General features: G+C 71.7%; 7 protein-coding genes. 6 read left to right on the forward strand and 1 reads right to left on the reverse strand.

Annotation, left to right across the window (positions count from 1 at the left end; all coding sequences use genetic code 11):
• Nucleotides 1-30: 30 nt before the first annotated feature.
• From LXT21_RS20755 to LXT21_RS20780, 6 genes are all read left to right on the forward strand, one after another.
• Nucleotides 31-552: an SRPBCC family protein gene (locus tag LXT21_RS20755; protein ID WP_254039877.1), complete on the forward strand. Its 522-nt coding sequence runs from the start codon at nucleotides 31-33 to the stop codon at nucleotides 550-552.
• 193 nt (nucleotides 553-745) lie between these two features.
• Complete coding sequence (locus tag LXT21_RS20760; RefSeq protein WP_254039878.1) at nucleotides 746-1219, forward strand: hypothetical protein; 474 nt, start codon at nucleotides 746-748, stop codon at nucleotides 1217-1219.
• Between the two features lie 82 nt (nucleotides 1220-1301).
• Nucleotides 1302-3695: a hypothetical protein gene (locus tag LXT21_RS20765; protein WP_254039879.1), complete on the forward strand. Its 2394-nt coding sequence runs from the start codon at nucleotides 1302-1304 to the stop codon at nucleotides 3693-3695.
• A 234-nt stretch (nucleotides 3696-3929) separates the two neighbouring features.
• Nucleotides 3930-7541, forward strand: a complete 3612-nt coding sequence (locus tag LXT21_RS20770; protein WP_323394748.1) for a hypothetical protein — start codon at nucleotides 3930-3932, stop codon at nucleotides 7539-7541.
• Nucleotides 7538-8077, forward strand: coding sequence for a DUF1318 domain-containing protein (locus tag LXT21_RS20775; RefSeq protein WP_254039881.1), 540 nt, complete (start codon nucleotides 7538-7540; stop codon nucleotides 8075-8077). The genes LXT21_RS20770 and LXT21_RS20775 overlap by 4 nt, the downstream gene beginning before the upstream one ends.
• Nucleotides 8071-11535 (forward strand): hypothetical protein, encoded by a 3465-nt coding sequence (locus LXT21_RS20780; protein ID WP_254039882.1) that lies wholly within the window; start codon nucleotides 8071-8073, stop codon nucleotides 11533-11535. Before LXT21_RS20775 ends, LXT21_RS20780 begins: the two co-directional genes overlap by 7 nt.
• Before the next feature lie 57 nt (nucleotides 11536-11592).
• Here LXT21_RS20780 and LXT21_RS20785 read toward each other — a convergent pair whose 3' ends face one another.
• The gene (locus LXT21_RS20785) at nucleotides 11593-14421 is read right to left on the reverse strand and encodes an FG-GAP-like repeat-containing protein (protein ID WP_254039883.1); all 2829 of its coding nucleotides are present in this window, start codon (nucleotides 14419-14421) and stop codon (nucleotides 11593-11595) included.
• Nucleotides 14422-14550: the final 129 nt, after the last annotated feature.

Below are 14550 nucleotides of genomic sequence, written 5' to 3' on the forward strand. Positions count from 1 at the left end.
CCCCGTCCGGCGGCTCGGGCGAGCGTCGGGTTGCCCGGGCCGGGCGAGGGCCCCAAGCTGCGGGCCCTGATGACGAACACGCTCGAACAGGGGAAGCGGGTCGACTCGGTCTCGCGAGTCATCGCGGCGCCACCGGCCAGGCTCTATCAAGCGCTGCTGGACCCGGAGGCCGTCACGAAGTGGTTGCCTCCCCAGGGGATGAAGGCGCGCCTGCGGGCCTTCGAGCCGCGCCCCGGCGGGGCCTACCGGCTGACGCTCACGTATGACGAGGTGCATCACGCCGTTCCAGGCAAGAGCTCCGCGCACGAGGATGTCGTCGAGGGCCAGTTCGTGGAGCTCGTCCCAGAGACACGCGTCGTCCAGCGGTTCGAGTTCGAGTCGGACGACCCGGCCTTCGCGGGGCGGATGACCATGACCTGGACGTTGACGCCCGTCGGCGCCGGCACCGAGGTCTCCATCCACTGTGTGGATGTGCCCGAGGGCATCCGTCAGGAGGACCACCTCGTCGGGATGTCGTCCACGCTCGAGAACCTCGCGGCGTTCGTCGAATAATCCAGCCATGCAATACAAGACGCGCGGTCGTCCGTGACTCATTGGGGCGGCCCGCACCTGTGTGATTGGGATTGATGTTCGCCGCGAAGACGTGACGGTGAGAACTGTCTTCACTTGCGGTGGCGTCTGTCATATCTCGCCGCCGCGCTCCCCCGAGCGCGTCATCCCATCCATCAACCGAGAGAGGTTTCCCATGAAGAGCCTGGCTGGATTGCTTGTTGTCGCCGCGATGCTGCTGACCGGGTGTGAGCCCGCGCAGAACGATGCTCAGACCCCGGTGATGGAGACCCCCGCGTCCGAGAGCGTGGGGCAGCAGGAGTCGGCGCTCGGCGCCGGGGACTGTACGGTGAGCCTGACGTGCGCCAGTGGGGTGACGGCCTCGTGCTCCGGAACCAATCGCCAGTGTTGGCTCGACCCGGACGGGCTCGAGCAGGTGTGGTGCAATGGCAACCCCTATGGCTGTCGCCTGACGCCCATCCCCTGTGGCTGTGGCCGCGACAACTGCTGCTCCGAGGTGTGCGCGCTGGACCCGGATTGTGGCACCTGCACGCCCGGCCGCTCCTGCACGTCCGACGCCCAGTGCGGTGGCACCCTCTCCGGACGCTGCAACGCCATCACCAAGAAGTGCTCCTGCATCATCGGCGTGGACGCCGAGCGCGAGAACTGAGCCCGGCGGCGTAGCACCGCCTCCGTGAGGCGGCCTTCGCCGCTGGACGCGAGCGGGGGGAGGGTGAACAATCCCGCGCTGGATGCCTCCCCCCGCCTCGCCCGAGCCCGCCGGAGTCCGAGTCCCGATTCCGCGCTCGACGTGGGCCGTCATCGGCGGCGCGCTGGGCCTCACCTGTCTCTTCTTCTACCGGGCCGTCTTCAGCGCGCAGGTCTTCATCGCGCGAGACATGCTCCTGGTCTACGCGCCCCTTCGGCGCTACTGGGCGCAGCGGGTCATCAGCGGGGACTTCCCCGGCTGGTATCCCTTCGACGGGCTGGGGCAGTCGTTCGCGGGCATCATGCTGTCCGCGCCCTTCCATCCGTCCCAGCTGCTGGGGCTCCTGTTCTCCACCGGCGTGGCGATGAAGCTCACGGTGCTGGCGTGTCCGCCGCTGGCCCTCCTGGGCACCTACGCGCTCCTGCGCCTGTACGAGGTGCCGAGGGGCGGCGCGTTCTTCGCGGGGCTCGCGTTCGCCTTCAGCGGGCACCTGGTGTCGCTCACCAACAACCTGGCGTACCTCATGGCGGGCGCCACGCTGCCCGCGGCGCTCTGGGCCGCCGAGCGCTTCCTGCGTGTCGCCACGCCCGCTCGCGCCGCCGTGGCCGCCTTCGGGCTCGCCAGCGTGCTGCTGGCCGGCGACACGTGGAGCTACGCCTTCGCGAACGCCTTCGTGTTGCTGCTCGCGGTGACGGGCCAGGGCGGCCCGCGTGCCCGGATGCTCCGCGCGCTGGGCCTCGTGGCGATGGGCGCGGGACTGGCCGCGCCGCAGCTGTTCGCGGGCATGGCGGTGTTCGCGCACGGGGCCCCGGGCGCCAGCTCGCTCGAGGACGCGCAGCGCTGGTCGCTGGACCCGTGGCGACTGCCGGAGTTCGTCCTGGGGCCGTACCTCGCCAATCCCGCCGTGGAGCGCGCCGTCCCCGAGGAGTGGGTCAAGCCGCTCTTGAGCACGGGGGGCTTCTCCTCGCTGTGGACGGACTCGGCGCTCGTCGGGGTGCCGGTGCTGGTGCTCGCGGTGGCGGGGTTGATGTTCATCCCCTGGAGACGCTGGGCGCCGTTCGCCGCGGTGTGGGGGCTGGTGCTGCTGCTCGCGCTCGGGGCCGCGTTGCCCGTCTACGGGTGGCTCCATGACGTGCTGCCGCTGTGGCGGCCGTTCCGCTACCCCGAGAAGCTCGTCGTGCATCTGACCCTGGGGCTCGCGCTGCTCGCGGGCTTCGGGTGGAAGGCCCTGGTGTCTTCCGAGCCACGGGCGCGTCGGACGGCCTGGGTGGCCGGTGGCATGTCGGTGGGGCTGCTCGCCGTGGCCCTCGCCGAGCGGCTGGGGACGGTGTGGTCCTCCGCCTTCGTCGTCGCGCGTTGGCCGCAGGTGCCCGCCGAGACGTTGGAGACGCTGTCGCATGCGTTCAGCGACGCGGGCTTCATCGCGGCGGGCCTCGCGCTGGGGTGCGCGCTCGTGTTGCCGGGGCTCGCGGGCTCGTGGCCTCGGGCCGGGGTGTTGATGGCGCTGCAGCTGGGCGCGGCCTTCACGCTGAACGAGCCGCTCTACATTCTCGGCTCGGAGGAGCTGCTGGACAGTCCGCCCACGCTCGTCGAAGCCGTGCGTGAGCATGCCGCGCGGACGGGGGACTCCACGCCTCGAGTGTCCTCCCGCCTCCAGCGCTTCCAGTTGCCCCGATTCGAGGGCTTCGAGTTCCAGGACAGCGTGGCGTTGATGTCGCGCGCCGCGTTGATGCCGGACACCCCGGCGCTGTGGCACATCGGCGCGGGGGGGGCGTATCTGCCCGCCGTGAGCGTTCGGGTGAAGGAGCTGCAGCTCACCGAGCCCGCGCGCTTCACCCGGCTGGAGCCGCTCTATGGCGTGCGGTTCAGCGTGTACACGGCCGCGTCCTACGCGAGGCTGGAGCCCAAGCCGGGCGCGGTGTTCGCGCGGGACGAGGTGTTCGAGTTGGTGCTCGTCGAGCATGCCGACGTGCTGCCGCGGCTCTTCGTCGCGAAGCCCCGGTGCGTGTCGGATGAGAGGGCCGCGCTCGGGCTCCTGGACACGGAGGCCTTCCGTCGCGGTGTCCAGGCCGCGGTGGAGTGTGGCGTGGAGCCGCTCCCCAGTGCGAGTGCCGCGCCGCTGACAGGGCGGGTCCTCATCGAGCGCGACACCCCCGAGCACCTCGTGGTGGCGGTCGAGTCATCCGAGGACGCGGTGCTCATCGTGAACGATGCGTTCCAGGCGGGATGGACGGCGAGCGTGGACGGAGCGCCCGCGCGGCTGCTCCCCGCGAATGTGGCCGTGCGCGCCGTCGCCGTGCCCGCGGGACGTCACCAGGTGGCGCTGCGCTATCGGGTCCCCGGCGTGATGCCGGGGTTGCTGTCGTGGGGCGTGACGCTCGTGGGACTGGCGCTGGCCGAGGGCTGGCGTCGTCGGCGTTCTCCCGCTTTACGGTGAACGCTGTCCCACGGGTGGAACGCACGAGCGAGCGCCTCGGCCGCCGTGTCTCGCGAAGCCCGTTCCCGGCCCTCCCGGCGCCCGCCCGCCTGGTCGCATCCGGTCCTCGACTTCACCCACCCTCCCGACGATGATGGCCGCGCGCGTCAACCGAGCCACATGGAAACCCCAAGAGCTGAACGACCGCGCCGGCGGTGGGCTCGAGTCCTCGCGGGCGTCCTGCTGAGTCTCGTCGTGCCCGTCGCGCTGGTGCTCGTCGTGGCGCTGGTCGTCGTGCACAACCTCGACCGCCCCTGGCTGAAGTCGCACGTCGTCTCGCAAGTGGAGTCGGCCACGGGCATCCAGGTGGACTACCAGACCACCCAGGTGTCGCTGTTGTCGGGCCTGCGGTTGGAGGGCCTGGTGGTGCGCACACCCGCTCCCTTCCAACGCTTCGCGCCCGAGCTCCTGCGCGTGGGCACGCTGGAGGCGAAGTGGTCGCCCGGCTCGCTCATGAGCGACGGCACGCTCGTCGAGCACGTGGCGGTGAGAGAGGTGACGGTGGCGCTGGTGGCCGACGACGCGGGGCCCACGTCCCTCTCGGCGCTGACCGGACCTCCCTCTCCCGAGCCCGTCCCCGAGGAGCCCTCGCTCGGGCTCTCCCAGCAGCTCGCCTCGTTGCTCGCGTCCGCGCTCCCTGTCGCGCGCGTGGACGTGTCGGGAGTGTCGCTGGCCTACTTTCGCGTGCGGCACGGCGAGGTGGTCGACCGCTGGTCGCTGAGTGGGCTCGGACTGGGCGCCGAGGTGAAGCAGCAGGACGGCGCCTGGAAGCTCTTCGCGAACCTGGGCCAGGCGGGCGCGCCGCTGCCGTTGGAGGTGCGCCGCGAGGGCACCCTGGCCCCTGCGGCGCGCGCGGAGCTTGAGCTGGCGCTCGCGGTGGAAGCGGGGGCCACGGCCGCTCGCGCGCGGGTGGACCTGGACGTCGCGCGGCAGACCTTCGACCCACGGTTCTCGGTGCGCTCGTTGCTGCATGGCGCGGTGTCGGCGCGGTTCGACGCGCAGGCGCGCCGCACGCTCCTCGAGCTGGAGCGCACCGGTGTGACGGACAGCGCCGAGCTCCACGCCGAGCTGGTGCTGCCAGATGACGCGAACGTCGCTCCCGTCGTGACGCGCGCCCTGGCGGACGTGGACCTCTCGAAGCTGCTGCGGGTGCTGCCGGAGGACTGGCGTCCGTTCACGCTCGAGCGCGGAAAGGTGCACCTGGACGCGCGAGACGTCACCCTGGGCGCGGTTCCGATGCTGGGCGCCGAGGGCAAGCTCGGGCTGGACGTCGAGCTCGCGTCGCTGCGCCTGGCCCAGGACGGGCTCGTGGTGGCGCTCGGCGATGGACGGCTCTCGCTGGCGGCCACGCCAGACGCACGACAGGGATTGTCCGCGCTGCTGACGTTCGCGCTCCAGAGGCTGGAGGTCGACGGGCCCGCCACGGTGCGGGTGCCGAAGGCGCAGGGGGAGCTGAAGGGCCATCAGCTGCGGCCCGAGCCGTCCTCGCCGCTCCAGGTGGCGGGGGACGCGGCGCTGTCCGGTCTGGTGGAGGCCGTGGACGTGAAGCTCCCGGGCTTCCGCGCGAAGGCTCAACGGCTGGGCTTCCAGCTCCAGGCGCCGCTCGCGGGAGCGCCGCCCTTCTCGCTGCGCGCGGACGTGCCCGTGGGCGCGCTCGAGGTCGTCACGGCGGAGGGCCTGGAGGTACTCAAGGGCCCCGTGCACGTGAAGCTCGATGCGTCGCAGGTGTTCCCCCACGTGGACGAGCCGCGCCTCACCCGGGCCCGGGGGCGACTGGTGCTGGACGTCGGCGCGATGCATGCGACGCTGGACGCCACCAAGGGCGCCGAGGACGTGGCGTACACGCTCTCCTTCGAGACCCCGGACCTGGTCGCGGCCCAGCCCTTCATCCCCAACGAGGTCGCCGCGCGCATCCCCTGGACGCAGCTGGGCGTGGGGGTGTCCTCGCAGGGCAAGGCGACGGCGCTCTTCTCCGCCGCGCCCCGCGTGGACCATCGCACCGAGGTGCGTGTGCAGCGACCGGGCTGGGATGACATCTCGGCCGGCAACGTCACCGTCGTCGCGCAGTCGAAGGGCGATGCGTGGCGCCACCAGGGCGAGGTGGAGCTGCGCGTGGACGGGCTGCGCGTGGGGGAGACCGACGGAGGCCCGCAGCGCCACACTTTCAAGGTGGACCTGGACCGGCGCAAGCCGTCGGTCAAGGTGGGCGTCACCAGCCAGGAGGGCGTGAAGGCCACCGTCGATGTCGCGCTGGCGTACGAGCGCAAGACGCGCGCGCTTCAGGGAGACGTGAAGGCGGACCTCCCGCCGCTCGGCACGCTGGCGCCGCTGCTGGCGCTGGCCCAGGTGCCCAAGGAGCTGAACGCGTCGCGGCTGGGCGTGAAGCTGGATGTGAATGGCACGCTGCTCGGCGTCGTCACCGGGCTCACCCCGGAGGGACTGCCCCGATTCTCTCCGGAGCCGCTGCGGACGGGCAGCTTCGCGGGCAAGGCGGTGGTGGACGTGCAGGGCTTCCGCTGGCGCCAGGATGCGCTGACGGTGAACCTCCCCGGGTTGCGCTGGGCGGTCGACTCGCGCGTCGACGGCCCCCAGCGCACGATTCACAGCGACATGACGGTGGAGAAGCTCACCGTCGGGATGGCCGACAGCCGCCTGTCCCTCGCCGACCTCTCCAGCGACACCACCGCCACCTTCACCGACAAGCTGGAGGTGGAGGACATCGAGGTGACGCAGCGGCTGAAGGTGCGCTCCGTCGAGCAGAACCCGCCGCTGCCCTATCCGGTGCAGGACCTGGCGTGGGCCTTCACCGCCCGCCGCAAGCCCACGGGCGTCATCCACGTCCCGGAGCTGAAGGTGACGAACGGCGGGACGAACACCGAGCTGAGCATCAAGGGGCGGCTCGACCTGGGCGAGGAGCGGCGGAGGCTGGGGCTTCGCGGGGAGCTGTCCCAGGACTTGTCGAAGCTCGCGCGGCCCGGCGTCCTCGAGAGCAGCGGCCACGTCAAGGTCGACTTCCGCGTGGCCTCGCCCGACCTCACGCTCTTCAGGATGCGCGCGAACCTGCTCCTGCAGAACGTCCACGCGCGGATGCCCGAGGCGAACTTCGCCGTCGAGGCGCTCGATGGCAACGTACCCCTCTCCGAGGACGTGCTCTTCACCGACGGGCAGGTGCGGCTGTCGAGCGACATCGACGTCAACCCGTACCCGATGCTCCGCTTCGCCGACCAGCACCCGCTGCTGTCGCGCAGCGGCTATGTGTCCGCGAACAGCATCACCACGCCGTTCGTCTCCATCGCGCCCCTGGCGGGCAACCTGTCCATCGACCAGCACGTGGTCTCGATGACGCAGCTGGAGATGGGGGTTCGCGGCGGGCGCATCACCGGACAGTGGTTGCTCGACTGGCAGGGCAAGGACTCCAAGCTGGAGGCCCGCGTGCGCGCCACCGGCGTGCAGTCGTCCCGGGGTGAGCCCTTCGACGGCAACGCCGCCGTGGTCATCTCCGCGAAGGACCGCAGCATCAACGGCCGCGCGGAGATTCTGCGCATCGGCAACCGACACCTGTTGGACCTGCTCGACCTGGAAGACCCGCGTCACATCGACCCGGCGACCAACCGCGTCCGCTATGCCCTGACGCTCGGGTATCCGGACCACGTGCGGGTGAGCTTCAACCACGGCTTCGGCAGCCTGCGAATCACCATGGGCGGGCTGGCGAAGCTCATCAGCATCAACGAAATCCGGGGCATCCCCATGGGCCCCATCGTCGACCAGCTCATCAAGTCGATGACGCTGACGGAGGCCTTGCCATGAAGACCCGCGCGTTGTTGCTGTGGGCCGCCCTCGTCGCCCCCGGGTGCATCAGCGCTCCGGAGATCGTCATGGTCGACCGCGCCACGGCGCTCGAGGAGCAGGCCTCGGGCTCGTTCAAGGACGTGGAGCAGCGGCTGGCGCGCGCGGGCATGAACCCGACGCCGGTGCCGCTCACGCCCAACCAGCTGGAGGAGCTGGGCATCCAGCCCACGCCGCTGGTGGAGAACCTGGGCAAGACGCAGGCGGACCGCGTGGACGAGCTGCTCAGGCGTCACTGCGTGGGCGAGGGGAAGGACGGGCTGCTGGTGGAGAGCCGGCGCCGGTGCCGGGCTGGACGCCTGACGGCCGATGACGTGGCGCTGGTGGAGCGGGTGAACCGCTCGCGGTTGCAGCTGTGGAAGTGGATGCGCACCCAGCGCCCCGACGCGTCGGAGGAGGCGCTGCGCCAGAGCTGGCACAAGGTGCACGCGGAGGGCGTGGTCTGCGGCGGGCAGGTGGAGGCGGCGGACGGCACCTGGGGGGAGAAGCAGTGCTGACGTCCAGGGACAGGCGGGTCCTGCTGCTGGCCGCGCTGCTCGCGCGAGGCGCCTGGGCCCAGGATGACGAGAACGACGGAGGGCTGCGCACGCCCTCGCGGCTCACCGTGGGCGTGGGAGACCAGTTCCTGGGGCAGCTGTCGCCGGACGGGAACACGCTCATCTTCGCGTCCAATCGCAACATCGCGACCGAAATCTACGTACAGGATTTGGAGAAGGGCCGCGAGCGCCGCCTCTTCGATGAAGGCGCGGACGTGACGTGGCCGCGCATCAGCCCCGACGGCAAGCACCTGCTCTACATCTCCTTCCGGGACCAGGCCGGTGGTCAGCTCTGCATCCGGGCCCTGCCCGGCGGCGAGGAGCGCCGCTGCCTCACCGAGGAGGCCAACGCGCTGCAGGCGGAGTGGATCGACTCCGCGAGCATCGCGCTGGTGAGCCGGGCCACCATCCAGGGCGACCTCAAGCTGTCGCGCGTCCGGCCCGGCGGCGCCTGGAGCGCGAGCCCGCTGCTCGAGCGCAACCTCACCAGCCCCACGCTCTCCCCGGATGGGCGCTGGTTGGTGTACGTGCCCGTCGAGCGCTCCGTGAAGCAGGTGGGCCCGGGCTTCGCCGCGCGCGCCGCGCCCCACCTGGAGGCGCTCCGGCTGGATGTCCCCGGCGCGAAGCCCGTGAAGCTCGCGCTGGACCTGCCGGGGCAGAGCGGCCAGCCGGTGTTCTCGCGCGACGGCCGCTTCCTGTACGTGGTGCAGTTCTTCACCGACTCCAACGCGGACGGCGCCATCGACGCGAGCGACAGCGGGGTGCTGTTCCGCGCGCCGTTCTCGCCGGAGCGTGACGACGCGCCCGCGCTGGCCGCCGCCTCCAGCCCGGACCAGCTCACCGGCGCGTCGTGGAACTGCCAGTACCCGGCGCCCGCGGCGGAGTCGCTGCTGGCGACGTGCTCGCGCTCACAATCGCTGGACGTGTACCAGCTCCCCCTGGATGGACAGGTGCCCTCGGCCTGGGATGTCCCCCGGCTCAACGAGGAGCTGAAGATGGTGGGGCGGCGCGCGGACCAGCTGCTGCTCTACCGCCACCGGCTGCTGCTCGAGGAGCGTCCCCGGCCGCGCCGCTTGTTGATGATGCGGCTGTCCATGCTGCACCTGGCGTTCGAGGACTTCGGCGCGGCGGAGTTCTACGCCGAGCACATGGGCGCGGTGAGCGACCCGGCCACCCTGGGGTTGGAGGGGCCGCTGCGCGTCCTCATCGACCACCGACGCGCGATGAAGGAGCGCGAGCGGGGCCGCATGGTGGAGGAGCTGAGCGAGGCGGAGAAGCAGCGCATGGCCGCGTTGGAGCCCGCCAACGCGCCCAGCCCCGCCACGGCCGTCTTCCAGCACGTGGTGCGCAGCGAGCTGGCGGACGCGGCCGGGGACTTCACGCTGGCGCGCCAGGAGCTGGAGTCGGCGCAGGTGACGGACACCACGCCGCGCGCGGTGCTGGACGCCTACTACGAGCGGGCGGACGCGCTGTACCGCAAGCTCGATGACCGGATGGCGCTGGTGGACGTCGGCCGCCGGCTCTCCGTGCACAAGATCTTCAAGGCGGACGACCAGCTCGACTTCGCGACCGCCGCGGTCCGCGCCCTGTATCGGGGCCGCCCCTACGCGGAGGCGGAGACCCTCCTCGCCGAGGCCCTCGCCCGCGCGCCGGAGGGCTCCGCGCACGCGTTCGCCCTGGAGCTGGGGCAGCACATCAACGCCCTGCGGGCGGAGCGCACGCCGCGCGCCATCCGCGAGGCCCTGCTCGCGTTCTACCGTCGGCAGACGGACCCGCTGCGCCGGCGGGTCCTGGTCCAGGAGGTCGTCGAGCGCGCGGCGAGCCTCGGCGCGGACGGCGTGATGGAGGCCCTGGCGAGCGTCTACGTGGACGACGCGCCCGCGGGCACCGAGGACCGGCGTCGGGCGGAGCGGCTGTTCCGCCGCGCGCTGATGGGCCGCGCGTACCGCCGGCTGGCGCGGCAACGCCTGGATGACGCCCGCGCGGACTTCGACCTGGTGACGAAGCGCACGGGCTCGCTGGAGAGCGCCGTCGAGTCCATGAACCTGCGCCTGCGCGCCGGCATGAGCCACGACGCGGTGGAGAAGGAGATGACCACCACGTCCGAGAAGATGGTGGAGCCGCTGCGGCGCTTCGTGAAGGCGTACCTGCTGGCGCGCAAGCTGCCCAAGCTGGATGACCAGGCGCACGCGCAGGCGGTGAAGGACGCGGTGGCCCAGCTGCGCGCGGCGTGGCCGGAGCTCAAGAACCAGCGCGCGGTGCAGGTCCTGTATGGCGCCATCCAGCACGAGGACTTCCTGCGCGGGAAGAACCCGGCCGCCGCCGAGCGCGCCAACCGGTATTACCTGGTGGCGCTGGACCTGGTGCGCAACAACGTGCGCTACAAGGCGATGATTCTCGGCGCGCTGGGCATGTTGCACACCCAGGTGGGCAACTACCACATCGCGCTGGGCTACCTGGAGCAGCGTGACAAGCTGCCGTACATGGACAACGGGGCGGGGCTGGCCGTGTCGCTGGCGCGCGCGCGGGCGCTGTTGCACGTGGGGCGCGAGGAGGACGCGGCGAAGGCGGCGGACGCGGCGCTGGCGATGGTGCGCGCCACGGAGAAGCAGGCCCGCTTCCTCCCGCTGGCCTTGGACCGCGCCGCGCTCTACCACCTGGCCGCGGGCCACTTCGAGCGCGCGCTGGAGCTGTACGACCAGGGCCTTGCGCTGGTCGAGGCCCAGCCTTCCGACGAGGAGGGCCTGCGCAACCGCCTGGTGATGCGGCTGGCCCGCTGCGCCGCGGCGCTGGGCGCGGGCAAGCCGGCGCGGACGCTCGAGGACCTGGCGCGCGTGGAGAAGGACCTGGCGACCCCGGCCGTGCGGTCCGCGCTGAAGTGGGCGCACTCCTCGCCCGCGCACGTCCACCGCTCCTATCGCCTCATCGCCGCGGGGCTGCGCGCGAACGCGCACACGCGCCTGGGACAGCTGGAGGCCGCGGCCCAGGCGCTGCAGACGCGCCGCGCGCTGTTCCTGGAGCAGTTCGACGAGCTGGACCGCGACGAGGACATCCGCTCGGTGACGCTCGCGGAGCTGCGGCTGGCCGAGAACGCGGTGGACCGTCAGGACCCGGCCCACGCCGCCCGCTGGTTGGGGATGGCGCTGGAGCACGCGGACGCGCTGGTGGCCCGCACGCATGCCCCGGTCGATGCCGGGCAGCTGGATGTGCTCTGGTTCGCGGCGCAGCTGCAGTCGGATGGGCGCACGAAGCTGCCCTTCGACGTGTCCCAGCGGATGGCGGGGGCGCGGCGCACGCTCCTGGAGCAGAAGGACCCGACCTGGCGCGCTTATCAGTCCTGGTTCGAGGTCTACACGGCGCTCGAGGCCCACCCTGTCCCAGGCGGACAGGAGGCGCTGGTGCAGCCGACGGAGCAATGACGCCGGGACACCTTCCGCGGCGCGTGCTGGCCCGCGGAAGGTGGCTTCCGGTGCGTGCTACTGGGCGAGCACGGTGATGACCTGCTCGGACGTGTTGCCCGCGGCGTCCGTGGCGCGCAGCAGGACGACGTGCGAGCCGGGGCCGGAGAACGTCACCGGCGTGGTCGCCAGGTTCGTCCCCGCGCCGACGTCGGCGGCGCTGACCCAGTTGGCCGTCACGTGGACCGGGGAGAGGTCCGTCACCTCGGTGACGACGTTCACCGTGCGCGGCTGCGGCTGGGTGACGTCAGGGGCGACGACGCGCAGCAGCGGGGCGGTGCGGTCCACCGTCACCTGGCGGCTCTGGGTGGCGAAGGCGCCGTCGGTGGCGATGACGGTGAGCGTCAGGGTGTAGTGGCCCTCGGCCAGGCTCAGCCACTCGACGACGTGGCCGCCGCCCGCGTCGGGGGTGAGGCGGATGGGGGCGCCCCCGTTGATGGAGAGCAGCACCACGCTGATGGGCGCGCCGCCCGCGCTGGTGGTGGCCCAACCGCACGCCTTCACCTGCGCGGCCGAGGTGTAGCGCGGCACGTCGCACATGATGAGGTTGGGCGGGGTGGCCGAAGCGTCCACCACGTGGATGGCGGTGGTGCAGGAGGCGCTGTGGCCCGCCGCGTCCGTGGCCGTGTACGTCACGGGCGTCGTGCCGCGCGGATAGGTGCCGGCGGCGGGGCCGCTGACCTGGGCGCCGCACGCGTCGGCGACGGTGGCCGGGGCGGGCGTGACGTACGCGCCGGCGGGGCTGGTCGCCTGGACGATGCGCTCGGCGGGGCAGGTGATGACCGGCGGCGTGACGTCCACCACGGTGACGGTGGCGGTGCACGTGTCGGTGGACTGGCCGTCGGAGACCGTCAGCGTGACGGCGTGCGAGCCCGGGCCGAACGGACCCGCGGGCGACTGGGACACGGAGAAGGGACCGGGCTGGTGGTCCGGGTCATGGCTGCCGTTGTCCACGCTGGCCGGGGCCTGACAGGTGGTGGGGCTGGCGTCGACGGACACGTCGCGGCACAGCGCCACGGGGGGCACGTTGGTGGAGCAGGCGAGGCTCACCGGTCCGCTGCCCGCGTTGTTGGTCTCGATGCACTCCGTCTCGCGGCCCACGCCGGTGCCGTCGTCGTCCGCCCGGACCCAGACGACGGAGGTGCCACCGGGAGGGGTGGCGAGCGCCACGCTCACCACCGCGCTGCTGCCCGCGGCGAGCACCGTGGGGAGGGTGGCCACGCCCAGCAGGGCGCCGCCGGAGGTGGGGTTGCCATTGTAGAAGGCCACGCGCATGCCCGAGGAGGCGGCGGCGTCACCCTGGTTGGTGACGCGCGCGTGCAGGCTCAGGGTGCCCGTGGTCCTGTCGCACGAGGACGTCACCTCGCCGGCGATGAGGTCCGCCGCGGCGTAGGGGCTGGTGGAGCCGGTGCCCTGGCTGTTGGCGCGGAACGTGTTGAGGCCAGGCGTGCGCCAGTTCTCCACGGGGTGTGCGGGGATGGTGCCGTCGTCGTTGACGTTGGTGACGGAGTACGCGTGCTGGTTCCAGATGCGGCGCGTGTTCACCCAGCCGTCCTTGCGGTCGCGGAACACGCGGATGCCCGTGGGGCCGGAGAACGCGTAGTTGTTCGAGGCGACGACGATTTCGGCGTTGTCGTCCGCGTCCACGTCGACGATGAGCGGGTTCTCGTACGTGGTGCCGGACGCGTGGACCACGTCGAAGCGCACCGCGCCCGTCTCCCCGTCGTAGATGCGCAGGCGGCGCTCGTCGCCGTAGACGACCTCCGCGCGGCCGTCACCCTCGAAGTCGAAGGTGGACGAGCCCGTCACGTTGGAGCTGTTGTCCTGGGTGACGCTGGACCACTTGATGGTGCCGTTGGTTTCGAAGACGGCATAGCGGCTGGCGCCCGCCACGCCGATTTCCGGGCTGCCGTCCGCGTCGAAGTCCGCGATGTTGGGCGCGCCGCCGCTGCCGCCGCCGGGAATCGCCGTGCTCCACAGCAGGGTGCAGTCGTCGTCCATGAGCGACACGTTGCCGCCGCTGACCACGACGACCTCGCCATGCGAGTCCGCGTCGAAGTTGGCGACGCCGGCGAGCCCGTTGCCAATCGAGGTGTTGCGGCACTTGAGCGTGCCGTCATGGCGATAGATGGACCGGCCGTTGATGACCTCCTGGAGGCCGTCCCCGTCGATGTCCGCCGCGAAGGAGATGGGGCCCTGGGGGCCGCCCAGCGTGTCCGTCCCCGTCCACTTCACCACGCCGGTGTTGCTGAACACCGTCTGGCCGTTGAGGATCTCCACCGTGCCGTCGCCGTCCAGGTCCGCGAACGAGGGGCCACCCCAGCTGTTCTGGGAGATGCTCGTCCGGAACTTGAGCGCGCCCGTGTTCTCGAAGCACAGCAGGCCCAGGCCGTTCTCCGGGATGGCGCAGATCTCCACCAGCCCGTCCCCGTCGATGTCGCCGCCCGCGATGCTGCCGGCGCCGCGCACGCGCAAGGTCGGGTCCGTCACCGTCCACAGCTCGGCACCCGTGGCGCCGTCGAGCGCGCGCAGCACGCCGTTGGTGGTGTAGTTGCTGCCCGCGAAGCTGCTGAAGACGACGTCGGGGACCCCGTCCGCGTTCACGTCCACCACGATGGGGGACATCATCACCTGCACGTGCGTCGGCAGGACGGTGCTGGAGCTCCACGCCCACTCGAGCTCCGGCTCGAAGTTCGGGTCGAACGGGGGCTGCACCTGGCACTCGCCGTTCGCGGCCAGGACCGCCTCGCCGAGGGGCTCGCCCTCCGCGGCGGCCTGGGGCGACGTCTCCGCGCAGCCGGTGAGGGCCAGCACTCCGGCGAGGGACAGCCTGGTACACCACTTCATGCCCGCTGCGGACCTGGGTCCGGGGTTTCTTCGCATGCTCACGCCAAAGCCTCGTGTTTGGATTTCGCGGAAAAGTCCGCTAATCCTGCGTATAGAGGGCAGGCTTGGCGTGCCGCAAGTGAGTCATTG

This window comes from Myxococcus guangdongensis, from assembly GCF_024198255.1.
In the GTDB taxonomy this organism is placed as follows: domain Bacteria; phylum Myxococcota; class Myxococcia; order Myxococcales; family Myxococcaceae; genus Myxococcus; species Myxococcus guangdongensis.

Bases quoted from the DNA above. Each gene is read 5' to 3' on its own strand.
- LXT21_RS20760 (WP_254039878.1), top strand. From the start codon at position 746: ATGAAGAGCCTGGCTGGATTGCTTGTTGTCGCCGCGATGCTGCTGACC.
- LXT21_RS20765 (WP_254039879.1), top strand. From the start codon at position 1,302: ATGCCTCCCCCCGCCTCGCCCGAGCCCGCCGGAGTCCGAGTCCCGATT.
- LXT21_RS20775 (WP_254039881.1), top strand. From the start codon at position 7,538: ATGAAGACCCGCGCGTTGTTGCTGTGGGCCGCCCTCGTCGCCCCCGGG.
- LXT21_RS20785 (WP_254039883.1), bottom strand. From the start codon at position 14,421: ATGAAGTGGTGTACCAGGCTGTCCCTCGCCGGAGTGCTGGCCCTCACC.